This is a genomic window from Kitasatospora sp. A2-31 (assembly GCF_022288725.1).
GTDB lineage: Bacteria > Actinomycetota > Actinomycetes > Streptomycetales > Streptomycetaceae > Kitasatospora.
Map to the genome: position 1 here is coordinate 552803 of NZ_JAKNTA010000001.1, position 23394 is coordinate 576196.

At 74.3% G+C, this 23394-nt stretch carries 20 protein-coding genes; 13 read left to right on the plus strand and 7 right to left on the minus strand.

Annotated elements, in window-relative coordinates; genetic code table 11:
• Positions 1–18 precede the first annotated feature (18 nt).
• From MCM47_RS02465 to MCM47_RS02475, 3 genes are all read right to left on the minus strand, one after another.
• Positions 19–1176, minus strand: a complete 1158-nt coding sequence (locus MCM47_RS02465; protein ID WP_238740475.1) for an IS30 family transposase — start codon at positions 1174–1176, stop codon at positions 19–21.
• Positions 1177–1367: 191 nt separating this feature from the next.
• Positions 1368–1661 carry a hypothetical protein gene (locus tag MCM47_RS02470; RefSeq protein ID WP_238740477.1) on the minus strand — a complete coding sequence of 98 codons (294 nt, stop codon included), beginning with the start codon at positions 1659–1661 and terminating at the stop codon, positions 1368–1370.
• A 37-nt stretch (positions 1662–1698) separates the two neighbouring features.
• Positions 1699–2502, minus strand: a complete 804-nt coding sequence (locus tag MCM47_RS02475) for a PspA/IM30 family protein (RefSeq protein WP_238740479.1) — start codon at positions 2500–2502, stop codon at positions 1699–1701.
• Positions 2503–2803: 301 nt separating this feature from the next.
• Here MCM47_RS02475 and MCM47_RS02480 point away from each other — a divergent pair, with 301 nt between their 5' ends.
• Positions 2804–3400: a DUF3043 domain-containing protein gene (locus MCM47_RS02480; RefSeq protein ID WP_238740481.1), complete on the plus strand. Its 597-nt coding sequence runs from the start codon at positions 2804–2806 to the stop codon at positions 3398–3400.
• A gap of 176 nt (positions 3401–3576) precedes the next feature.
• A complete protein-coding gene (locus tag MCM47_RS02485; protein ID WP_238741485.1) occupies positions 3577–4299 on the plus strand; it encodes a bifunctional 2-polyprenyl-6-hydroxyphenol methylase/3-demethylubiquinol 3-O-methyltransferase UbiG in 723 nt (240 codons plus the stop codon).
• 48 nt (positions 4300–4347) lie between these two features.
• Here MCM47_RS02485 and MCM47_RS02490 read toward each other — a convergent pair whose 3' ends face one another.
• A complete protein-coding gene (locus tag MCM47_RS02490; protein ID WP_238740483.1) occupies positions 4348–4548 on the minus strand; it encodes a hypothetical protein in 201 nt (66 codons plus the stop codon).
• 102 nt (positions 4549–4650) lie between these two features.
• On the opposite strand from MCM47_RS02490, the gene cobU reads away from it, so the two are divergent.
• The 7 genes from cobU (at position 4651) to MCM47_RS02525 (ending at position 13640) form a co-directional block, all read left to right on the plus strand.
• Positions 4651–5223, plus strand: coding sequence for a bifunctional adenosylcobinamide kinase/adenosylcobinamide-phosphate guanylyltransferase (cobU, locus tag MCM47_RS02495; protein WP_374209052.1), 573 nt, complete (start codon positions 4651–4653; stop codon positions 5221–5223).
• Between the two features lie 28 nt (positions 5224–5251).
• Positions 5252–6367: a nicotinate-nucleotide--dimethylbenzimidazole phosphoribosyltransferase gene (locus MCM47_RS02500; protein WP_238740485.1), complete on the plus strand. Its 1116-nt coding sequence runs from the start codon at positions 5252–5254 to the stop codon at positions 6365–6367.
• Positions 6368–6512: 145 nt separating this feature from the next.
• Entirely contained in the window at positions 6513–7310 is a 798-nt protein-coding gene (locus MCM47_RS02505; RefSeq protein WP_238740487.1) for an adenosylcobinamide-GDP ribazoletransferase, read from the plus strand.
• A gap of 308 nt (positions 7311–7618) precedes the next feature.
• The gene (locus MCM47_RS02510) at positions 7619–9124 is read left to right on the plus strand and encodes a leucyl aminopeptidase (protein ID WP_238740489.1); all 1506 of its coding nucleotides are present in this window, start codon (positions 7619–7621) and stop codon (positions 9122–9124) included.
• A 421-nt stretch (positions 9125–9545) separates the two neighbouring features.
• Positions 9546–10934, plus strand: a complete 1389-nt coding sequence (gene lpdA / locus MCM47_RS02515; RefSeq protein WP_238740491.1) for a dihydrolipoyl dehydrogenase — start codon at positions 9546–9548, stop codon at positions 10932–10934.
• 57 nt (positions 10935–10991) lie between these two features.
• Positions 10992–12782, plus strand: a complete 1791-nt coding sequence (sucB, locus tag MCM47_RS02520; RefSeq protein ID WP_238740493.1) for a 2-oxoglutarate dehydrogenase, E2 component, dihydrolipoamide succinyltransferase — start codon at positions 10992–10994, stop codon at positions 12780–12782.
• Positions 12783–13124: 342 nt separating this feature from the next.
• The gene (locus MCM47_RS02525; RefSeq protein WP_238740495.1) at positions 13125–13640 is read left to right on the plus strand and encodes a DUF4240 domain-containing protein; all 516 of its coding nucleotides are present in this window, start codon (positions 13125–13127) and stop codon (positions 13638–13640) included.
• Between the two features lie 105 nt (positions 13641–13745).
• Here the strand turns inward: MCM47_RS02525 and MCM47_RS02530 are convergent, their stop codons facing one another.
• The gene (locus MCM47_RS02530; protein WP_238740497.1) at positions 13746–14774 is read right to left on the minus strand and encodes a DUF2510 domain-containing protein; all 1029 of its coding nucleotides are present in this window, start codon (positions 14772–14774) and stop codon (positions 13746–13748) included.
• 238 nt (positions 14775–15012) lie between these two features.
• A complete protein-coding gene (locus MCM47_RS02535; RefSeq protein WP_238740499.1) occupies positions 15013–15519 on the minus strand; it encodes a GNAT family N-acetyltransferase in 507 nt (168 codons plus the stop codon).
• Between the two features lie 125 nt (positions 15520–15644).
• Between MCM47_RS02535 and MCM47_RS02540 the strand changes: the two genes are divergently transcribed.
• Positions 15645–16550 carry a TIGR01777 family oxidoreductase gene (locus MCM47_RS02540; protein WP_238740501.1) on the plus strand — a complete coding sequence of 302 codons (906 nt, stop codon included), beginning with the start codon at positions 15645–15647 and terminating at the stop codon, positions 16548–16550.
• 539 nt (positions 16551–17089) lie between these two features.
• The gene (locus MCM47_RS02545; protein WP_238740503.1) at positions 17090–18418 is read left to right on the plus strand and encodes an FAD-dependent oxidoreductase; all 1329 of its coding nucleotides are present in this window, start codon (positions 17090–17092) and stop codon (positions 18416–18418) included.
• 527 nt (positions 18419–18945) lie between these two features.
• On the opposite strand, the gene MCM47_RS02550 is transcribed toward MCM47_RS02545, so the two are convergent.
• Positions 18946–20832 (minus strand): regulator, encoded by a 1887-nt coding sequence (locus tag MCM47_RS02550; RefSeq protein ID WP_238740505.1) that lies wholly within the window; start codon positions 20830–20832, stop codon positions 18946–18948.
• A gap of 309 nt (positions 20833–21141) precedes the next feature.
• Between MCM47_RS02550 and MCM47_RS02555 the strand changes: the two genes are divergently transcribed.
• Together MCM47_RS02555 and MCM47_RS02560 are read left to right on the plus strand one after the other, a co-directional pair.
• On the plus strand, positions 21142–21903 hold the full coding sequence (locus MCM47_RS02555; protein ID WP_238740507.1) for a 3-hydroxybutyrate dehydrogenase: 762 nt from the start codon (positions 21142–21144) through the stop codon (positions 21901–21903).
• 34 nt (positions 21904–21937) lie between these two features.
• Positions 21938–23326, plus strand: a complete 1389-nt coding sequence (locus MCM47_RS02560) for an MFS transporter (RefSeq protein WP_238740509.1) — start codon at positions 21938–21940, stop codon at positions 23324–23326.
• The last annotated feature ends 68 nt before the right edge of the window (positions 23327–23394 follow it).

Genomic DNA, 23394 nt, shown 5'->3' on the forward strand with positions numbered 1-23394 from the left:
CAACACGTGGTGAGTTGATCAAGCCGCGAGCAGTGTAAGCAGACGCTCGGCTGGGGTTTCCCAGCCGAGCGTTTTGCGTGGGCGGCTGTTGAGTCGGTCGGCGACGGCGGCCAGGTGCTCGGGGGTGTGGACGGACAGATCGGTGCCCTTGGGGAAGTACTGGCGGAGCAGGCCGTTGGTGTTCTCGTTGGAGCCCCGCTGCCAAGGGCTGGCGGGCTCGCAGAAGTAGACCGGGACGCCGGTGTCGCGGGTGAAGCCTCGGTGGGCGGCCATCTCGCAACCCTGGTCCCAGGTCAGGGACTGCTGCAACTGCTCCGGAAGCGTCTTGAAGACGTCGGTGAGCGCGCGGCGCACGGCGTTGGAGGTGTGGCCGGTAGGCAGGTGGACGAGGACCAGGTAGCGGCTGCTGCGTTCGACCAGGGTGGCGATCGCGGAGCGCGACTTGGGGCCCACGATGAGGTCGCCCTCCCAGTGGCCGGCGACGGCTCGGTCGGCGGCCTCGACGGGTCGCTCGCTGATCATCAGCATGTTCTTGACGGGGCGGGACCTGCGCCTGTCCGTCTGACGGCGCGGGCGGCGGAGCCGTCGCCCGGTTCTCAGGTTGCGAGTCAGGTCGCGGTGCAGGTCTCCCCGGCCCTGGGTGTAGAGGGCCTGGTAGACCGTCTCGTGGCTGACGTGCATCCCGGGATGCTCGGGGAAGCCTTCGCGGAGCGCGCGACAGATCTGCTCGGGGCTCCACTGGATTGCCAGCCGGTCCTGGATGAAGTCCCGCAGTTCAGGGCTCTGGCCTATCTTGCTCGGCTTGGGGCGGGGCCGGCGCTGGTCGGCACGGCGCTGGGCGGCGTGCGGGCGGTAGTACCAGCCGCCCTTCGGCAGCACCGTGCGGTTGCGCCTGATCTCACGGCTGACGGTCGAGGGGCTGCGGCCCAGCTCCGCCGCGATGGCCCGGATCGTGGCCTTCTCCCGCAGCCGGTCGGCTATGTGGATGCGCTCGGTCTCGCTGAGGTAGCGGGAGGTCTCGGGCGCCGCGGGCTCGGCCGGTGCGACAGGAGGCGGCACCACCTCGTAGATCGGTGGTGCCGCCTTCTTCCGGCCCGACGCGTTGCGGCCGTTGCGCCATCGCTTGCCGGTGCGGACGTTGATGCCGACTACCGCGCAGGCCTCGGCGAACCCCATTCCTTGATCCACAAGCCGGAAGTATTCCTCCCGCTCCCGCACCAAGGCCCTCGGCCCTTGACCTACCGTCCGGTTCTCCCGGATCTCGAACATTGCACCCCTTGAACTGGGGTGTTGCAACGACCGGTAGAACTCAAGGTGCGGAGGGGGCCCGCCCTTTTCGTCGTCTGGCGTCCGGAACGAGATGTCGGCTACTCGGGGATGCCGGGGATCAGGCCGTCACCCTCGGCCCGCAGCAGCAGCCGGACCTCGTCGATCGTCGCATCGGCATTCGGGAGGATCAGGTCGGACGGCTCCAGGGAGTCGTCCGGAAGCGGGCTGCCGTGCTCCTTCACGGCGCTCAGCAGCTGGCCGAGCGCCCGCCGGAAGTGGTCCTCGTCCCCCGACTCCAGCGCGGCGAGGAGCTCCTCGTCGAGCTCGTTGAGCCGGTTCAGATGGGCGTCGCCCACCTCGAACTGGCCCTCCCCCATGACCCTCATGATCATGCCGTGCGTCTCCCTGGTCGGTCGGGTGAAGCTCAGATCACTTGTTGTAGTTGATGCGCGGGGTGTCCTGCTGCGGGGCGGCGTCCTGCGGCCGGCCCTGCTCGATGGCCTGCGGACCGGAGGCCGGGGAGCCGCCCGTCAGCTCGGCCTTCATCCGGGCCAGCTCCAGCTCGACGTCCGAGCCGCCGGCCACGCGCTCCAGCTCCGCCTCGATGTCGTCCTTGCGGCCGAGCCCGCTGGCGTCGTCGAGGGCGCCGGAGGCCAGCAGCTCGTCGATCGCGCCCGCCCGGGCCTGCATCTGCGCCGTCTTGTCCTCGGCCCGCTGGATGGCCAGGCCGACGTCGCCCATCTCCTCCGAGATGCCGGAGAAGGACTCGGCGATCCGGGTCTGCGCCTGGGCCGCGGTGTAGGTGGCCTTGATGGTCTCCTTCTTGGTGCGGAAGGCGTCGACCTTGGCCTGCAGCCGCTGGGAGGCGAGCGTGAGCTTCTCCTCCTCGGCCTGGAGCTGCTGGTACTGCGTCTCCAGGTCGGTGATCTGGGACTGCATGTTGGCCTTGCGGGTGAGCGCCTCGCGGGCGAGGTCCTCCCGGCCGAGCGAGAGCGCCTTGCGGCCCTGGTCCTCGTACTTGGCGGACTGCTGCTGCAGCTGGGTCAGCTGGAGCTCCAGGCGCTTGCGCGAGGTGGCCACGTCCGCGACACCGCGACGTACCTTCTGCAGCAGTTCGAGCTGCTTCTGGTACGAATAGTCCAGCGTCTCACGCGGATCCTCCGCCCGGTCCAAGGCCTTGTTCGCCTTGGAGCGGAAGATCAGCCCCATACGCTTCATGATTCCGTCGCTCATGGGCCTCGGGTGCCCCCTTCTCCGGCCTGCGGTCTCTATCTCGTTACCAGACACGACGAGTGTATGTGCAGCGAGCCCGTCGCCGCAGTGCACCTGCCTGCAACAAGACTGCTACAGCGCACCCGGTGGGGGCCTCATCCCCGGGGTGGATCCGCCCCTCATCCCCGCCCTCCTCCGCCCGAGTGATCCCCTACGGGAACACCCCCGGAAACCCGCCGCCGGCGGCGGCCGGTCCCGATCGATATGCGTTTGGGTCCGAGGGCACCCCGAGAAGCCGTGCCGCACCCCGTACGCTGGGGGTGTGTTCCGACGCCGTTCAGATGATGCCGCTGCCTCCGCCGCCGTGCTGGAGCAGGACCAGACGACCCAGCCGCGCGACCCGCAGGCGAAGAAGGGCCGCCCCACGCCCAAGCGCAGTGAGGCCGAGGCCAACCGGCGTACCCGCGTGACCGTGCCCAAGGACCGCAAGGAGGCCTCCCGCCAGGCCCGCGAGAAGATGCGGGTCGAGCGCGAGAAGCAGCGCACCGCGCTGCTGGAGGGCGACGAGCGCCACCTGCCGGCCCGCGACAAGGGCCCGGTGCGCAGGTTCGTCCGCGACTACGTGGACGCCCGCTGGTCGCTCGCCGAGTTCTTCCTGCCCGCCGCCGTGGTCATCCTGGTGCTCAGCATCGTCAAGGTGCCGGCCCTCCAGCTGCTCTCCACCGTGCTGTTCCTGCTCTTCTTCGTCCTGGTGATCCTGGACTTCCTCCGGCTCGGCCTCGGCCTGCGCAAGCAGCTCGGCGAGCGCTTCGCCGGCCAGAACACCCGCGGCGCGGTCGCCTACGGCCTGATGCGCATCCTGCAGATGCGCCGGCTGCGGCTGCCCAAGCCGCAGGTGCGGCGCGGGGAGAAGCCCTGACCGCCGAACCGGTGGACTCCGGCTGGGCCCCTCCTGCCTGGGAGGGGCCCAGCCTGTACGCGCTCCCGGGCCAGGGGGACGGCGGGCACGACCGGCTCGCCCAGGAGCGCCGGCTGCCCTCGCGCAGCGGCTCCTTCGCCGGCGGCAACGCCCCGCGGCCGGACCGCCACGGCGATCTGCGCAACCTCGTCCGGCAGGAGCTGGTCGCCCGGCAGCTGGCCGAGCAACTCGCCGGCCGCACCGGGCAGCGCGTCCTCGACATCGGCTGCGACCAGGGCACCCAGGCCCTTCGGCTGGCCCGGGCCGGCCACTACGTCACCGGAATGGACTCCGACGCCATCGCGCTCGGCGTCGCCCAGGCCGCGCTGGCCGAGGAGCCGCCCGAGGTCCGCGACCGGGTCCAGCTGCTCAGCGGTGACGGCCACCAGTGCGGACGCTGGTTCGGGCCGCGCAGCTTCGACGTGGTGCTCTGCCACGGCGTCCTGATGTACCTGCCGGATCCGGACCCGATGATCGCCTCGCTGGCCCGGCTGCTGGCTCCCGGCGGGCTGCTCTCCCTGCTCGTGCGCAACCGCGACGCCCTGGCGCTGCGGCCCGCCGCCGCCGGGGACTGGCGGGCCGCCCCGCACGCCTTCGAGACCGACCGGTACTACAACCGCCTCGGGCTGGCGGCCCGCGCCGACCGCCTCTCCGACCTCGCCGTCACCCTCTCCGAGGTCTCGGTGCCGCTGCGGCACTGGTACGGCGTCCGGGTCTTCACCGACAACACCCCCGAGAACATGGCACCGCCGGTGGACGGCCGGCAGCTCGCCCAGCTGCTGGAGGCCGAGGAGCGGGCCGGCCGCACCGACCCGTACCGGCAGGTCGCCGCGCTGCTGCACGTGTTCGGCGCCAAGTAGGCGGGGCGGTGCGGCCGGGGGCCGTCCGGTGAGGACCTCCGGGACCGCTCAGGCCTCGTGCAGGCTCATCGAGTAGATCTCCCGGCCGTCGTCGAGCAGGACCGCGGTGTCCACGCCGTCCTCGGCCAGCTGCTTCCAGGTCTCGCCGATCCAGGTCTCGGCGTCCCCCTGCCCCGCGAACTCCTCCTGGCCGTTCGGGGCGGCCACCACCGTGCCGTCCGCCTTCTCGTACCGCCACGTCCAGACCATGCCCGGCTCCTCCCGCCGACGACCGTTGCACTGAGCTCCGTGCTGCGCACCTTAGCCTGCCCGGCCCGATCTTCCGTATGCCTCGTCCGGCAGGATGGCCGCATGGCACCCGACCCCGCACTCCCCCGCACGCTGGTCCTCGGCGGCGCGCGCTCCGGCAAGTCCACCAAGGCCGAGCAGCTGCTCGCCGCGTACCCGGACGTGCTCTACGTCGCCACCAGCGGCACCCGGGACGGCGACACCGAGTGGGCGCAGCGGGTCGAGCTGCACCGGGAGCGGCGCCCGGCGGGCTGGCGCACCGCGGAGACCTGCGACCTGGAGGCGGTGCTGGCCGACACCGCCGACCCGGCCCCGGTGCTGATCGACTGCCTGGCGCTCTGGCTGACCGCGGTGATGGACGAGTGCGGTGCCTGGGAGGACGCGGTCTGGACGGAGGGCGGCGAGGCCGCCGTGCAGCGGCGGTGCGCGGCCCTGGCGGCGGCCTGGGCGGGCACCGCCCGCCGGGTGGTGGCGGTCAGCAACGAGGTCGGGATGGGGGTCGTCCCGGCCACCGCGGCGGGCCGCCGCTTCCGCGACACCCTGGGCCGGCTCAACATGGCGGTGGCGGACGCCTCGGAGCGGGTGCTGCTGGTGGTGGCCGGGCAGGTGCTGACCGTCAAGCCCGCCGCAGGCTGAACTCCGGCGCCGTGTAGCCTTCGACGCGATGGACACGACCGTGGATCTCGATACGTTCTCCTCGCTCGTCGAGCGCCCCGACGAGAGTGCCCGACGGGCCGCCGAGGAGCGCTGGCACGCGCTGGACCGGCGGCGCGGCGGCCTCGGCCGGCTGGAGGAGCTGGGCAGCTGGCTCGCCTCCGTGCAGGGTCGCTCCCCGGTCCGCCCGCTCTCCGCGCCCAAGGTGCTGCTGTTCGCCGCCGACCACGGGGTGGCGGTCCTCGGTGTGTCCCGGCTGCCCGCGCAGGGCGGCACCGCGGCCCGGGTGCGGGCCGTGCTCGACGGCACGGCCCCGGTGGCCCTGCTGGCCCGGCGCTTCGGCGCCGAGGTGCGGGTGGTCGACGTCGCGGTGGACGCGGACCCCTCGGAGTTCCCCCACGAGGTCGTGGCGCACCGGGTGCGGCGCGGCTCCGGCCGGATCGACGTCGAGAACGCGCTGACCGCGGAGGAGACGGCCGCGGCGTTCCGGGCCGGGATGGCCGTCGCCGACGAGGAGGCCGACGCCGGGACCGACCTGATCGTCCTCGGTGACCTCGGGGTCGGCTCCACGACGGTGGCCTCGGTGCTGGTCGGCGCGCTCTGCGGGACGGACGCGGCCGCGGTCACCGGGCGCGGCTCCGGCATCGACGACAAGGTCTGGATGGTCAAGTGCGCGACCGTCCGGGACTCGCTGCGGCGGGCCCGGCCGGTGCTCGGCGACCAGCTGGCGCTGCTCGGCGCCACCGGCGGTGCCGACTTCGCGGCGATCACCGGCTTCCTGCTGCAGGCCGCGGTGCGCAAGCTCCCGGTCGTCCTGGACGGCGTGGTCTCGGCGGCGTGCGCACTGGTCGCGCAGCGGATCGCGTTCCGGGCGCCGGAGTGGTGGCGGGCCGGGCAGTCCAGCGGCGAGCCGGCCCAGGCGAAGGCCTACGACCGGCTGACGCTCACGCCGCTGCAGGAGCAGGGCATCACCATGGGCGAGGGCGTCGGCGCGCTGATGGCGCTGCCGCTGCTGCAGGCCGCGGCGGACGCGCTCGCCGAGCACGCGCCGGGGGCGTTCGGCCCGGCGGCCCCGAAGGAGCCGGCGAAGCTGCCGACGGCGGCGGAGCTGCTGGGCCGTCCCTAGCGACGGGCTGCAGCGGACGGTCGGAGAAGGGCCGTCGGAGAAGGCCGTCGGGCCGGGCCGCCGGAGGCCTCGGGGGCGCGACCCCGGCCGTGCGGGTCGGTCGGTGATCGGTCGGTCGGTGATCGGGACGAAGGAGCGGTGGGGCATGCGGGACGAGCCGCCGGCCGCGCCGGCATCGTGGGCGGACGGGCTGCGGTTCGGGTTCGGCACCCTGTCGGTGCTGCGGGTCCGGGTCGACCGGTGGGACCGCCCGGCGGCCGGGCGCGCGATGGTCTCCGCCCCGGTGGTCGGGCTGGTGCTCGGCGCGGTCGCGGCCGGCGCGGGTGCACTGCTGGGCTGGCGTGCGGGCGCCCCGCTCGGCGCGGTGGCCGCCGTCGCCGTGCCGGCCGCACTGACCCGGGGGCTGCACCTGGACGGTCTCGCCGACGTCGCCGACGGCCTGGGCAGCGGCAAGCCCGCCGAGGATGCACTGCGCATCATGAAGCAGTCCGACATCGGCCCGTTCGGCGTACTGACGCTGGTACTCGTGCTGCTGGCCCAGGTCGCCGCGCTGGCCGGGCAGTTCGACCTCTCCCCCGCCCGCGGCGCGCTCGCCGTCCTGACCGCGGCCGCGGCCGCCCGCTGCGCCCTGGTCTGGGGCTGCCTGCGCCCGGTGCCGGCCGCCCGCCCGGGCGGTCTCGGGGCGATGGTGGCGGGCACCGTCGCCCCGGCCGCGGCCGTCGCCTCGACGGCGGGCACGGCCCTGCTCCTGACCGTCCCGGCCTGGGCCGACGGATGGTCAGCACTGCGGCTGCCGCTGGCCGTCGGGGTCGGGGTCGGCTGCTCGTGGCTGCTGCTGCGGCGCTGTGTCCGGCGGTTCGGCGGGATCACCGGGGACGTGCTCGGGGCGATGGCGGAGACCGCCGCGACCGGCTCACTCCTGACGCTCGCCCTGCTGGGCTGAACCCCCGTCGGCCACAAGGCCGGGAAGCCCGCGGCCCCAGCTCGGAGACCGGCGGCGCGTGATCCCACCATGCGGACTACCATGCGGTGAGCACCGCAGCCCTGCAGCGTCGCAGGCCCTGCCCGCCCGGCCCCGTCGAGGAGCCGGGGTCTCCGGCGTGTGCGGCCGCCGCGACCGGCGGGCGCCCGCGCCAGGGGCCCCGGACCCGGCAGGCACCGCGGCGGGAGGCCCGCCGCGGCAACCGGCTGCGCCGGTGCGGCAGCCACGCCGCGACCGGTCGTGGACCGCGAAAGAACAGGACGCATTACGTGACTGCATTGTCTGTGAGCACCTCCGCCGCCGCCTCGCTGCGCGCGGACGCCCTGGTGATCGGTGTCGCGAAGGGCCCCAAGGGCATTGTGCTGGCTCCCGGCGCCGAGGCCGTGAACGAGGCGTTCGAGGGCAAGCTGGCCGAGGTCCTCACCACCCTGGGCGCCACCGGCGCCGAGGGCGAGGCCGTCAAGGTCCCCTCCGCCGCCGGCCTCAAGGCCGCGCTCGTGCTCGCGGTCGGCCTCGGCGAGGCCGCCGAGGACGGCTACGGGCTGGAGGCGCTGCGCCGCGCCGCCGGTGTCGCCGCCCGCACGCTGGCCGGCAGCAAGAAGGCCGCGCTGCTCCTGCCGGCCGAGTCGGCCGAGGAGGTCGAGGCGGTCGCGCTGGGCGGTCTGCTCGGCTCGTACGCCTTCGGCGCCTACAAGGGCAACGGCAACGGCAAGGAGCCGGTGGGCGAGCTCGTCCTGCTCGCCGCCCGCAAGGGCAGCAAGGACGCCAAGGCCGCCGTCGAGCGCGCCGCGGTCGTCGGCGAGGAGATGAACCGCGCCCGCGACCTGGTCAACACCGCCCCCAACGACCTGAACCCGAAGGGCTTCGCCGCGATCGCCCAGGCGGCCGGCAAGGAGCACGGCCTCAAGGTCGAGGTGCTGGACGAGAAGGCCCTGGTCAAGGGTGGCTTCGGCGGCCTGCTGGGCGTCGGCAACGGCTCCGTGAACCCGCCGCGGCTGGTGAAGGTGGCCTACACCCACCCGAAGGCCAAGGCCACCCTGGCCTTCATCGGCAAGGGCATCACCTACGACTCGGGCGGCATCTCGCTGAAGCCGGCCGGCCACAACGAGACCATGAAGTGCGACATGGCCGGCGCCGCCGCCGTCTTCGCCGCCGTGGTCGCCGCCAAGCGTCTCGGCCTGGCCGTCAACGTCACCGCCTGGCTGGCCCTGGCGGAGAACATGCCGTCCGGCTCGGCCACCCGCCCGGGCGACGTGCTGAAGATGTACGGCGGCAAGACCGTCGAGGTGCTGAACACCGACGCCGAGGGCCGCCTGGTGCTGGCCGACGCCATCGTGCGGGCCGGCGAGGAGAACCCGGACGTCATCGTGGACGTGGCGACCCTGACCGGCGCGATGGTGCTGGCGCTCGGCAACCGCACCTTCGGCGTGATGGCCAACGACGACGAGCTGCGCGAGACCCTGCACGCCCTCGCCGGCGAGGTCGGCGAGCAGTCCTGGCCGATGCCGCTGCCGGCCGAGCTGCGCAAGGGCATGACCGAGTCGACCATCGCCGACCTGGCCAACATGGGCGACCGGATGGGCGGCGGCCTGGTGGCCGGCCTGTTCCTGAAGGAGTTCGTGGCCGAGGGCATCGACTGGGCCCACCTGGACATCGCCGGCCCGGCCTTCCACGAGGGCGCGCCGTTCGGCTACACCCCCAAGGGCGGCACCGCGAGCGCGGTGCGCACCCTGGTCCGCTTCGCGGAGCGGACCGCGGCGGCCGACAAGGCCTGATCCGCACCCTGCACCCGACGGGGTCCGGCGCTCGTGCGCCGGACCCCGTCCGGCTTTCCGCGGCGCCTACCCGCCGGTAGCCCGGTTACCTGCGAGTAGGCGGCGAACCCGCAGCCCGCACCCCTGTTCGCTGCGGGCGAAACTTTGTTCCACACTGCGGAACCGGCTGGGCGCCGGGGCCTCCGGAGCCCGACCTCTCCCGCTGTCAACCCTGCCGTGAGCTGCGACGATGCCCTTCCACCGAGGCCTCGGCCACCCCGGTGACCACCCCGCGGGACACCCCTGGCGTGGACCCGGACATCAGCCGCCGCGAACAAGTGCGAAGATGTATTTCCGGCACGACTGGGCGCCCCACAAAGGCTTCCGACCCACCGGACCGCGACCGGCCCGGCGACCCACCCCATTGCATGGAGGACGTGACGTGGCGAACGACGCCAGCACCGTTTTCGACGTAGTCATTCTCGGAGGCGGAAGCGGCGGTTACGCCGCGGCGCTCCGCGCCGCTCAGCTGGGTCTGAGCGTTGCCCTGGTCGAGAAGGGTGAGCTTGGCGGCACCTGCCTGCACCGCGGCTGCATCCCGACCAAGGCGCTGCTGCACGCGGCCGAGATCGCCGACGAGACGAAGGAGGCCGCCGAGTTCGGCGTGCTGGCCACCTTCCAGGGCATCGACATCAACGGCGTCCACAAGTACAAGGACGACGTCATCGCGGGTCTGTACAAGGGCCTGCAGGGCCTGGTGGCCTCCCGCAAGGTGACCTTCATCCAGGGCGAGGGCAAGCTCTCCTCGCAGACCTCGGTGGACGTCAACGGCCAGCGCATCGAGGGCCGCCACATCGTCCTCGCCACCGGCTCGGTCCCGAAGTCGCTGCCCGGTCTGACCATCGACGGCGACCGCGTGATCTCCTCCGACCACGCCCTCAAGCTCGACCGCATCCCGAAGTCGGCCGTCATCCTCGGCGGCGGCGTGATCGGCGTCGAGTTCGCCTCGGTCTGGAAGTCCTTCGGCGTCGAGGTCACCATCGTCGAGGCGCTGCCGCACCTCGTCCCGCTGGAGGACGAGAACTCCTCCAAGCTGCTGGAGCGCGCCTTCCGCAAGCGCGGCATCAAGTTCGAGCTCAAGGCCCGCTTCTCCGGCGTCGAGTACACCGAGACCGGTGTCCGCGTCTCCACCGAGAACGGCAAGCAGATCGACGCCGACCTGCTGCTCGTCGCCATCGGCCGCGGCCCGGTCTCGGCCGGCCTCGGCTACGAGGAGAACGGCGTCGCGATGGACCGCGGCTACGTCCTCGTCGACGAGTACATGCGCACCAACGTGCCCACCATCTCCGCGGTCGGCGACCTCGCTCCGACCCTGCAGCTCGCCCACGTCGGCTTCGCCGAGGGCATCCTGGTCGCCGAGCGCCTGGCCGGTCTGAAGCCCGTGCCGATCGACTACGACGGCGTCCCGCGCGTGACCTACTCCAACCCCGAGGTCGCCTCGGTGGGCATCTCGGAGGCCAAGGCCGTCGAGCTGTACGGCAAGGAGAAGGTCGTCACCCTCAAGTACAACCTGGCCGGCAACGGCAAGAGCAAGATCCTGAAGACCGCCGGCGAGATCAAGCTCGTCCAGGTCAAGGACGGCGCCGTGGTCGGCGTCCACATGGTCGGCGCCCGCATGGGCGAGCAGGTCGGCGAGGCTCAGCTGATCTACAACTGGGAGGCCCTGCCGGCCGAGGTCGCGCAGCTCATCCACGCCCACCCGACCCAGTCCGAGGCCCTGGGCGAGGCGCACCTGGCGCTGGCCGGCAAGCCGCTGCACGCGCACGACTGATCACGCCTCCCATTCCCCCATTCCAGTACGCAAGACTTGATAGGAGTCGCTGAAACCATGGCGGTCTCAGTAACACTGCCCGCGCTGGGCGAGAGCGTTTCCGAGGGCACGGTCACCCGCTGGCTGAAGGCCGAGGGTGAGCGGGTGGAGGTCGACGAGCCGCTGCTCGAGGTCTCCACCGACAAGGTCGACACCGAGATCCCGGCCCCGGCCTCGGGCATCCTGGCCTCGATCAAGGTCGGCGAGGACGAGACCGTCGAGGTCGGCGCCGAGCTCGCGGTCATCGACGACGGCTCCGGTGCCCCGGTTGCCGCCCCGGCCCCGGCCGCCGAGGCCGCGCCCGCCGCTCCGGCCCCGGCCGCCGCCCCGGTCGCCGAGGCGCCCGCCGCTCCGGCCCCGGTCGCCGAGGCTCCGGCCGCGCCCGCCCCCGCTGCCGCTCCGGCCGCCGACGCCACCCCGGTGCTGCTGCCGGCGCTGGGCGAGTCGGTCACCGAGGGCACCGTCACCCGCTGGCTGAAGGCGGAGGGCGACACCGTCGAGGTCGACGAGCCGCTGCTCGAGGTCTCCACCGACAAGGTCGACACCGAGATCCCGTCGCCGGTCGCCGGCACCCTGGTGAAGATCCTGGTCGGCGAGGACGAGACCGCCGAGGTCGGCGCCCAGCTGGCGCTGATCGGTGCCGCGGGCGCCGTCGCCGCCGCCCCGGCCCCGGCTGCTCCGGCCCCGGCTCCGGCTGCTCCGGCTCCGGCCGCCCCCGCTCCGGCCCCCGTCGCCCCGGCTGCCCCGGCCGCCCCGGCCCCGGTTGCCGCCCCGGCCCCGGTTGCCGCTCCCGCTCCGGTCGCCGCTCCGGCCCCCGTCGCCCCGGCCGCCCCGGCCACCCCGGCCCCGGTTGCCGCTCCGGCCCCGGCCGCCCCGGTGGCCGACGCCGGTGACGCCTACGTCACCCCGCTGGTGCGCAAGCTCGCCGCCGAGCAGGGCATCGCCCTGTCCGCCGTCACCGGCACCGGTGTCGGCGGCCGCATCCGCAAGCAGGACGTCCTGGCCGCCGCCGAGGCCGCCAAGGCCGCCCCGGCCCCGGTCGCCGCCGCCCCCGCCGCTGCGCCGAAGGCCGCCGCCGCGCCGTCCGCCCTGCGCGGCCAGACGGTCAAGATGACCCGCATGCGCAAGGTCATCGGCGACAACATGATGAAGGCCCTGCACGAGCAGGCCCAGCTCACCAGCGTGGTCGAGGTGGACGTCACCAAGATCATGTCGCTGCGTGCCAAGGCCAAGGACGCCTTCCACGCCCGCGAGGGCGTGAAGCTGTCCCCGATGCCGTTCTTCGTCAAGGCCGCCGCCCAGGCGCTGAAGAGCCACGCGGTCATCAACGCGCGGATCAACGAGTCCGAGGGCACCATCACCTACTTCGACACCGAGAACATCGGTATCGCGGTGGACTCCGAGAAGGGTCTGATGACCCCGGTCATCAAGGGTGCGGGCGACCTCAACATCGCCGGCATCTCCAAGAAGACCGCCGAGCTGGCCACCAAGGTCCGCGAGAGCAAGATCAGCCCGGACGAGCTGTCCGGTGCGACCTTCACCATCAGCAACACCGGCTCGCGCGGCGCGCTGTTCGACACGGTCATCGTGCCGCCGAACCAGGTCGCCATCCTGGGCATCGGCGCGACCGTCAAGCGCCCGGTCGTCATCGAGGCCGAGGGCGGCACCGCCATCGGCATCCGCGACATGACCTACCTGTCGCTCTCCTACGACCACCGCCTGGTGGACGGCGCCGACGCCGCCCGCTACCTGGTGGCCGTCAAGGAGATCCTGGAGGCGGGCGAGTTCGAGGTCGAGCTCGGCCTGTAAGGCTCCCTGGAGGTACCGGAACCCCGTGTCGTCCCCGGACGACGCGGGGTTCCGCGCGTCCGGGCCCGGGCGCGGTGGCCGGTCCGTCGAGGCCGGGCGGTGGCCGGTCCGTCGAGGCCGGGCGGTGGCCGGTCCGTCGAGGCCGGGCGGTGGCCGGTCCGTCGAGGCCGGGCGGTGGCCGGTCCGTCGAGGCCGCGCGGTGGCCGGTCCGTCGAGGCCGCGCGGTGGCCGGTCCGTCGAGGCCGCGCGGTGGCCGGTCCGGGCCCGGATGATCGGTAGAACGGGCGGTTCGCGGCCCCATCGCATGCGCGGGCGCGGGTGAACGGGGATGCTGGAGCGGTGATGGACGAGACCGACTTCTGGCAGATCATCGACGACACCCGGGAGGACGCCGAGGGCGACCCGGACGAACAGGCCGACCGCCTGGTGGAGCGGCTCGTCCAACTGACCCCGGACGACGTCATCGACTTCGCGCGGCTTTTCGAGGCCCGGTTCCAGCGCGCCTACCGGACCGACCTGTGGGGCGCGGCCTACCTGCTGCTGGGCGGCGCCTCCGACGACAGCTTCGACTACTTCCGCTGCTGGCTGATCGGCCAGGGCCGGGACGTGTTCGAGGGCGGGCTGCACGAGCCGGACGACCTGGCCGACCTGCTCCCCGAGTTCGACGAGGAGGAGGACGGCGAGGCCGAGGACCTCGGCTACGCCGCCGACGAGGCGTACGAACAGCTGACCGGGCTGCCGCTGCCCGAGGTGGGCGGGCGGCAGCCCGCCCGGCCGGCCGGCCCGGTCCTGGACTTCGACGACCCGGCCGCCATGGCGAAACGGTTCCCCAAGCTCTGGGAGCGCTACGGGGACTGAACGCGGGCGGGGACGGCCGGCGACCTGCCCGGCTGGCGACCTGCCCGATCGGCGACCCCGCCGGCCGGGGGCCTGCTTACGCGCCGGCCGGAGGGGCGGACCGGCTCAGGCGCCGGAGCCGGAGGCGCTGCCGTCCTGCTTGATGCCCTTGAGGATCTGGTCGAGCACGGAGGGGTCGGGGGCGCTCGGGTCGTCGTCCACACCGCCCTCGAAGGCCACGTAGCCGCCGCCCTTCGCCGGGACGGCCACCAGCAGGATGTACCCCTTGGAGCCGTCCGAGGTGGTGATGTGCCAGCGGACCGCGTACCCCGAGACACCCGCCACCGTGGTGTTGGAGGAGCCGGCGTCGGTGTGCGAGGTGACGTTGTTGAAGATCGCCGACGCGTAGACCGGCATCGCCGCCTCGGCCGCCGCCCGGGCGGAGGTGCCCGAGATGGTGTCCTTCTCGATCGAGAACTGACCGCGGATGCAGGAGCCGCCGCCGGGGCAGGTGTAGCGCCCGCTGCCCAGGAAGACCGTCGAGTGCGTGGTGTCGGTGGAGGCGTCCCAGCCCTGGTAGACCGGCACCGTGATGGAGTGCTGGCTGTCGGTCGCGGTCTCCTTCAGGACCGGGACCGGCGGCAGGCTGGGCGTGGGGGTGGGAGCGGGCTTCCGGGTCGGGCTCGGGCTCGCACTCGCGGTCGGGCTCGGATTGGTCGTCACGGTGACCGTCGGATTCGGCGCAGGGTCCGCCTTGGGGTCGCCGCCGCTGTTCAGGGCGATCGCGGCCACCACGCCGACCACGGCCAGGACGCCGACCACGATTCCGACCACCGCGCCGGCCTTCATCCGGCCGGGCTGCGGGGGCGGCGGGTAGGAGCCCTGCGGGTAGCCGTAGGAGGGCTGGGTCTGCGCGGGGTACCCGTACCCGGGCGAACCCTGCTGCGGGGCGCCGTAGCCGTAGGAGGGCGGCGCGGCCGGCGGCTGCGCGGACTGCCAGGAGACCTGCGTCGGGGCGTCGGCAATCTGGCCGCCGCCCGCCTGGACGGGGCGAACGTCGCTGGTCCAGGCGCTGCCGTCCCACCAGCGCTCGTGGCCGGCCGTGCCGTCCGTTCCCGGTACCGGGTACCACCCGGGAGGCGTCGAGTTGCTCACGGCCGTACGGTACCCGGCGCGGTGCTACTCCAGACAGGGCGGGTTCGTCACGACTCTGCACCACCCGCGCACCGGATCTGACGGCTTGTCAGTGCCGTGTCAGGACGGTGCGCGCAGGGTGTGCGGGCAGTGCGCGAGCCGGGTCCGGGTCGTGCACGAGCCGGCTGCGGCGTTCGCGCGCGGGGAGGGGCGTGCTCGGGCCGGGTGGGACGTGCTCGGGCCGGGGCTCGGGCCCGGTTCAGGCGGTCAGCGAGCGGGCCATCCAGATGTCGTCCACGTACGCGCCGTCGATCAGGAACTCCTCGGCGAGCGAGCCCTCGACGACGAATCCGCAGGACTCGTAGAGGCGACGGGCCGGGGCGTTGTGGCCCAGCACCCGCAGGGTGATCCGGCGGGCGCCGTCCGCCTCGGCCGCCGCGCAGGCGGCCTCGACCAGCGCCCGGCCGATCCCCCGGCCGCGGGCCTCGGCCCCGACCGCCAGGCCCTGGATCTGCCGCACGTGCCGGTTGCTGGCCAGCGGCGTGGGCGGGACCACCCGGATGTAGCCGACGAGCCGACCGTCGAGCCGGGCGATCAGGAACTGGTCCGGGGTGTGGCGCTCGTCGAAGACGCTGTGGTCCTCGGCGGGCTGCGGCGAGACGTCGCTCAGCCAGGACCACGCGGCACGGTTGAGCTCGGAGAGCTCCTTCTCGTCCGCAGCCTGCGCGGGGCGGATGATCAGATCTTCGGCGTGCATGCGCGCCATGCTAGTCAGCGCCGCCCGGGCCGGATACGGAATTTCCGCCACCGCCCCGCTCCCGACGGGCCCTTCGGCCGGGACGCGCTCCCGGGCTGACCGGCAGGACCGTCCCGGGCTGCGAGGATGACCCCATGCGAATCGCGGTCACAGGCTCCACGGGATTGATCGGCACGGCGCTCGTCGGCTCGCTGCTGGCGGACGGCCACGAGGTGGTCCGGCTGGTCCGGCACAGGTCCAGGACCGGCCCGCAGCCGGACGGGACCACGGCGATCGGCTGGAACCCGTTGCTCGGCCAGGTCGACCGGGACGGTCTGGCCGGCGTGGACGCGGCGGTGCACCTGGCGGGGGCCGGGGTCGGCGACCACCGGTGGTCGGACTCCTACAAGCGCGAGATCCGGGAGAGCCGGGTGCTCGGCACCGAGACGCTGGCCGTCGCCCTGGCCGAGCTGAAGGAGCCGCCGAAGGTTCTGGTCAGCGCTTCGGCGGTGGGCTGGTACGGCCAGACCGGGGACGCGGTGGTCGACGAGGACTCGCCCGCCGGGGACGACTTCCTGGCCGAGGTCTGCGTCGAGTGGGAGGCCGCCGCGCGCCCCGCCGAGCGGGCCGGGATCCGGGTGGTCCACCCGCGCACCGGGCTGGTGCTCTCCGCCGCGGGCGGCGCCGGCGGCCGGCTCTTCCCGTTGTTCAAGCTCGGCCTCGGCGGGCGGCTCGGCGACGGCCGGCAGTACTGGAGCTTCATCTCGCTGGCCGACGAGGTCGCGGCGCTGCGGTTCCTGATCGACCGGGAGGACCTCGGCGGCGCCTTCAACCTCACGGCGCCGGAGCCGGTGACCAACGCCGAGCTGACGGCGGCCATCGGGCGGGTGCTGAACCGGCCGACACCGTTCCCGGTGCCGGCTGCCGTGCTCAAGGGGGTGCTCGGCGAGCTGGCCGTCGAGGTGATCGGCAGCCACCGGGTGGTGCCGCGGCGACTGCTGGAGGCCGGCTTCCGGTTCCAGCACCCGGACGTCGACTCGGCGGTGCGGGCGGCGCTGTAGGGCCGCCGCCGGCACCGGCGGGCGGCGCTGTAGGACCGCCGGCGCGGGAGGCGGCGGATGCCGGTCCGCGCCGGGCCGGCGCACGCGTGCAAGGCCGACCCGCGCCGGGCCGGTGGGCGCAGCGGCGTACGTCAAGACGGCCACCGGGTGTACGCCGCGGCCGGCGCGCGTCCACGTGGGCGTCCGCGCCGGCCGGTGCGGGCCCGCGTACGCCCGCTACGGCATCTGCGCTGGCCAGGGGCATATGCCGTGCGGGGTCGGGCGGGTCCCCGGAAGGGGGCGCACGGGAGCACACGGTGGGCGCGTCGCACGCCCCCGGTGACCGTGCGCGCCCGCCGACCCCCGAACGCGGCCGATTGGGCGCACAGTCCGTGACCGCGCCCCCGTACCGTGCCGCCCAACCCTTCCCGGAGCCCGGATCCGGCCCGATGCACTTGTCTGACGCTCCTACTGACTGGGCATCACATGGTCGGACCGTGCCCGGCACCCCGCTGACCGCGTCGGCCGGAGCCCCGGGAACCCAGGGAGGGAGCACGCCAGTGCCCACGTACGACTTCATTCGCCGCGCCCGCCGACAGTCCGACCCGGACGTCGTCGTGGTGGGCGCCGGACTCGCGGGCCTGGCCGCCGCCCGCGTCCTCACCGGTCACGGCCTGAGCGTCCAGGTCCTGGAGGCCACGGACCGGGTCGGCGGCCGGATGGCCACCCGCGAGCTGGACGGCTTCCGGCTCGACCACGGCAGCCAGCTGCTCAACACCGCGTACCCCGAGCTGCGGCGGGTCCTCGACCTCGACCGCCTCGAACTGCGCCCGCTCGCCCCCGGCGTACTCGTGCACAGCGGCGGCCGCCGGTACCGCGCCGGCGACCCCCAGCTGCCCGCGGCCCGCCAGGCCACCACCCGGGCGCCGCTGGGCAGTCCGCTGGACCGGGCCCGGCTGGGCGGCTGGCTCGGCCGGCTGGCCAGCACCCCGGCGGGCCGGCTGCAGAGCCGACCGGAGACCACCACCGCCCGCGCGCTGGCCGAACGCGGTCCGGCACCGCGCGCGGTCGACGGCTTCCTGCGCCCGCTGCTCGCCACCCTGCTCAGCGACCCGGCCCTCGGCACCAGCAGCCGGATCGCCGACCTGGTCCTGCGCAGCTACGCGCGCGGACGGCTCTGTCTGCCCGCCGGCGGGATCGCGGCCGTGCCGGCCCAGCTGGCCGCCGCTCTCCCGGCGGCCACCGTGCGGACCGGAGTGGAGGTCACCGCGATCGCCGCCGACGGCGTGGAGACCGCCGGGCACGGGCGGATCGGCGCCCAGGCCGTCGTGGTGGCGACCGGCGCGCGCTCGGCCGCCGAGCTGCTGCCGGGCCTGCGGGTGCCGGACTTCCACCCCGTCACGACCTACTACCACGCGGCCGACCGGACGCCGATCGGCGAGCCCGTCCTCCTGCTGGACGGCGACCGGCCGGGCGGACAACCGGCGCTGGTCTCGCACTCGGTGGTGCTCACCGAGCTGCACCCCTCGTACGCCCCCGCCGGGCAGGCGCTGATCGCCACCACGGTGCTCGGCCGGCGCTCGTTCGACGCCGGCGGGCCGGCCGCACTCGAACCGGCGGTGCGCGGGCGGCTGGCGGAGCTGTACGGCACGCCGACCGGGGGCTGGCAGTTCCTGAGCGTTCGGCACATCCCGGACGCGGTGCCGGCCATGCCGCCGCCGCACAACAGCCGGCGTCCGGTGCGCCTGCTGGCCGGGCTGTACGTCTGCGGCGACCACCGGGACACCAGCAGCACCCAGGGGGCCCTGGTGTCGGGCCGCCGGGCGGCGGAGGCCGTGGTCCGCGACCTCGGACTGCCGGTCGGCGCCGCCGAGGCGGCGGCGGCCTGACGCCCTACCGGGCGGCGGTCCGGCGCGGCGCGGCCGGGTCGGTGCGGCCAGGTCGGCGCGGCCGGGCGCGGCGCGGCGGGCACGAGGCCGACTTCGCCGAGCTGCGCGGCGGCCCGCTCGGACGGGCGGGCCGCCGCGTGGCCGGTGGCCATGGTGCTCGCGCTCCGTCGCGGGCGCGCCGGTCGGCCCCGCCCGCCGAACGGCGCCTTCGCCAAACGGGCGCTCACCACCACCGCGCTCGGGACGATCCCGCCGATCCTGCGCGCCGCCGGGGAGCGGTCTCCCGTCCGGTCCGCCTTCCCGCGGCCGGCGCAGCGGTTGCGCGGGAACGTCCGCCCGCCGGCCGCCCAGGGCGACCGGCCGCCGCCGTCGGCGAACGCCGAGCACTGTGGACCGGCGCGGCGGGCGCCGGCCAGGGTGCGCAGCGCCGAGTCCGCACCCCACACCCGACACCCGACACCCCACACGCCGCACCCGCGCCGCACCCGGCACCCGGCACCCCCGGCGCCCGGCACCGGCCGTCGCCGTCAGATCACCCCCGACTGGCGAGCCGTCTCCTCGAAGGCACGGGCCACCGGGCTGCCGCGATAGGGCGTGAGGCGGCGGTGGAAGTCGCGGACGTACTCCAGCGAGCGGGCCGACCGCATCTCCCCCGCCGCCCGCAGCGCGTCGGTGGCCATGGAGCAGGCCTCGTCGAGGTCGCCCATGCCGAGCCGGGCGGTGGCCAGCACCAGCCGGCAGAAGATCCGGCTCCGGGCGTAGGCGGGCGAGCGCAGCCGCAGCGACTTCTCGGCGTGCTGGGCCGAGGTGCGCCACTGCTGGAGGTCCCGGTAGCAGTGGGCGAACTCGTCGGAGAGCTGGGCCTCGTCGAAGTACCGCGCCCAGGAAGGGAGTTCGTCCCCGGATCGGGCCGCGGCCAGCGAGCGCTCGGCCCGCACCAGCGCGGTGGTGCAGGCCCGGACGTCGCCGAGCAGGCCGTGGCCGCGCGCCTCGGCGGCGTGCAGCAGCGCCTGGACGGTGGGTGGCACGGCGGTGCCCACCCCCTGCTGGGCCACCCGGGCCAGCTGGACGGCCTCCCGGCCGTGGCCGAGGTGCACCGCCTGCTGGCTCATCGTCACCAGGACGTACCCGCCGAGCGCACGGTCCCCCGCCGCCTGGGAGAGCCGCAGCGCCTGGACGAAGTAGCGCTGGGCCAGGCCGTGGGCGGCGATGTCGAAGGACGTCCAGCCGGCGAGTCTGGTGAGGTCGGCGACCGCGCCGAACAGCGCCCGGCCGATCTGCTCGCCGTAGCGGCCGCGCAGCATCGGCTCCGCCTCGCTCTCCAGGTAGCGGACCAGTGCCTGGCGGGCGTGGCCTCCGCCGTAGGCGTGGTCCAGCGCACGGAAGAGGTCCCCCACCGCCCGGATGGCGGCGATGTCGCCCCGGCCGACGCGCAGCGCCGGGCGGGGCTCCCGGGCCGGGTCGGTGTACGGCGGCTCGACGGCCACCGGCGGGCGCCGGCTCTGGGTCGGGACCCGGCCGAGCGCCGTCCCTGCAGCGGCTCCGGTGGCGCCGGCGGCCGACCCGGGGACAGCTCCGGCGGCCCGCGCGGCCGGTGCCCCGGCCTGGCCGGAGACCGAGCGGGCCGCAGGCGCGGCGGAGGCGCCCGGCGCGGCGGCCGCGGGCGCACCGGCCGTCGCCGCGCCCGTGGCCGGCGGACCGGCTCCGTCGGGCCGGGGCAGGGTGGAGCCGTCGCGGGCGACCCGCTCGTCGGTCCGCCCGATCAGCCAGTCCCGGCTGGGGACGACCAGCCCGGCCGGGGTGAAGGCGATCCGGCGCAGCTCGGACTGCGGGCCGTTGTCCTTGCGCCACATGCTCGCCACGATGTCCACCGCTTCCTGCGGCGTCTCGGCGAACTCCAGGCCGGCGTAGACCGGCGCGCAGGCGTCCAGGCCGAGGTCCTGGGCGGTGAGGCGGCGGCCGAGCCGGCGGGTGAAGACCTCGGCGATCAGCGCCGGGGTGGCCCCGCGCGGCTGCTGGCCGCGGAGCCATCGGGTCACCGAGGTCTTGTCGTACCGCAGGTCCAGGCCGTGTTCCAGGCCGAGCTGGTCGACCCGGCGGGCCAGGCCGGCGTGCGAGAAGCCGGCCTCCTCGATGAGCGCGGCGAGCTGGCCGTTCTGCGGCGACGGCCCGCCGTGGCCCGGCGCGGGCGGGGCGGCCACGGCCGCGCCGGGGCCGTCCGGGGCGGCCACCGCGCCCCGGTGCCGTTCGGGCGTGACGGACGTGGCCTGGGCGGGCACCCGCAACTCGTCGGCGGTCGGGGCGTCGGGGGCGTCGGGGGCGTCCGGAAGGGTCCGGTCGACCGGACCTCGGTGCTGGTCGAGCGGGTCGAGCGGTCCGTACGCCGGGCTGTCGGTTGCAGGCAGTTGGGGCATAGTCAGTCAACACCTCTCGGACGCCGCACCGGCTCCACCAGCACTTCGGCTGCCCGTGGCGGCGCCCCCTGTCGGGAATCGGCGTGAATGTAGCGAGCATTCGGGCGCTATGGGTGGTTCTGACCGAGCAATCCTCCGAACGGGTGAAGCATCGGCGCCCATTGTGGGGAAGCCAGGACAGGATGGGTTTGGCTCAGGACGGGGGAACCGACGTTCGGCCGTCATAGTGGTGACCACCACAGTCCACCCGGGTGCTGTAGCGGACCACTCCATAGGAGCCGAGCCTTCGGATTCCTACCGTTCTCGGCCATGGACACCACTTCAGCCCGCCCGCTGGACGGCCGCACGGCCCTGGTCACGGGCGCCGCCTCGGGCATCGGCCGGGCCTGCGCCGAGGCCTTCGCCGAGGCCGGCGCCCGGGTCTACGTCGTCGACCTCGCGGAAGGCCCGGCCCGCGAGCTCGCCGCGCGGATCGGCGGCACCGCGCTGGTCGCGGACCTCTCCGACCCGGAGGCGGTGGAGGCCCTGCCGGACGACGCCGACATCGTGGTCAACAACGCCGGCCTGCAGCACGTCGCGCCCGTGCACGAGTTCCCGGTCGACCGGTTCACCCTGATCCAGCGGGTGATGGTCGAGGCCCCGTTCCGGATCCTGCGCCGGACCCTCCCGCACATGTACGGGCAGGACTGGGGGCGGGTCGTCAACATCTCCTCCGTCCACGGCCTGCGCGCCAGCGCGTTCAAGTCGGCCTACGTCACCGCCAAGCACGCCCTGGAGGGGCTGAGCAAGACGGTCGCCCTGGAGGGCGCGCCCCACGGCGTCACCAGCAACTGCATCAACCCGGGGTACGTCCGCACCCCGCTGGTGGAGAAGCAGATCGCCGGCCAGGCCCTGGCCCACGGCATCCGCGAGGACGAGGTGGTGGAGCAGATCATGCTCGACCGCACCGCCGTGAAGCGCCTGATCGAACCGGCCGAGGTGGCCGGGCTCGCCGTCTGGCTCTGCTCGACCCACGCCTCCTACATCACCGGCGCCAGCCTCGCCATCGACGGCGGCTGGACCGCGCACTGAGCGGCGCGACAGAAGGAACGAGGAAGAGGAACCCATGACCGCCTCCGCACCCGCATCCGCCCCGGCGGCGGGCCGCTCACTCCCGAGAGTGGTGGCCGCCAGCCTGATCGGGACCACCATCGAGTGGTACGACTACTTTCTCTACGGAACAGCAGCCGCGCTCGTCTTCAACAAGCTGTTCTTCCCCACCAGCGATCCGCTGACCGGGACGCTGCTCTCCTTCCTCACCTATGCGATCGGCTTCGCCGCCCGGCCCCTGGGCGCCCTGGTCTTCGGGCACTTCGGGGACCGGATCGGACGGAAGAAGCTGCTGGTGGTGAGCCTGCTGCTGATGGGCGGGTCGACCACGCTGATCGGCTGCCTGCCCACGTACGACTCGATCGGGGCGGCCGCACCGGTCCTGCTGACGGCCCTGCGGCTGGTGCAGGGCTTCGCGCTCGGCGGCGAGTGGGGCGGCGCGGTGCTGCTGGTGTCGGAGCACGGGGACCAGCGGCGGCGCGGGTTCTGGGCGTCCTGGCCGCAGGGCGGCGCACCGGCGGGGAACCTGCTGGCGGCCGGCGTGCTCTCGCTGCTGACCACGGTGCAGTCGGACGCGACCTTCCTCGCCTGGGGCTGGCGGGTGCCGTTCCTGCTCTCCGCGGTGCTGGTCGGGGTCGGGATGTGGATCCGGCTGGCGGTGGACGAGTCGCCGCTGTTCCAGGAGGCCCTGGCGCGGGCCGAGGCGCGCAAGGGCGCGCAGGCCGAGGCCGAGCAGCCGCCGCTGGTCGCGGTGCTCCGGCACCACTGGCGCGAGGTGCTGGTGGCGATGGGCGCCCGGATGGCGGAGAACATCTCGTACTACGTGATGACCACGTTCGTCCTGGCCTACGCGGTGACGCACGTTCACCTGCCGAAGCAGACCGCTCTGAACGCGGTGCTGATCGCCTCGGCGGTCCAGTTCGCCCTGATCCCGGTCTTCGGGGCGCTCTCCGACCGGGTCGGGCGCAAGCCGGTGTACCTGGTCGGTGCGGTGGGCGTCGGGATCTGGGCCTTCGTCTTCTTCGGGCTGGTGGACACCGAGTCGTTCGGCGGGCTGGTGCTGGCGGTGACGGTCGGGCTGGTCTTCCACAGCGCGATGTACGCACCGCAGGCGGCGTTCTTCTCCGAGCTGTTCGCCACCCGGATGCGGTACTCGGGCGCCTCGATCGGCGCCCAGTTCGCCTCGGTCGCGGCCGGCGCGCCCGCGCCGCTGATCGCCACCGCGCTGCTGAAGGACCACGGCAGCTCGACGCCGATCTCGGTGTACGTGGCGATCGCCGCCCTGATCACCGTGGGGGCCGTGCTCTGCGCCCGGGAGACCCGCGGCCGGGACCTCGCGGACGTTGGGACCGGGCCGGAGCCCGCCGAACAGGCGGCCGCGGTCGCGAAGACCGCCGCGGCCTGACGACCCCTCCCCGGCCCCTGCCCGCCACTCCCCCGGCGCCGGCGCTCGCCCCCTCGCGAGCGCCGGCC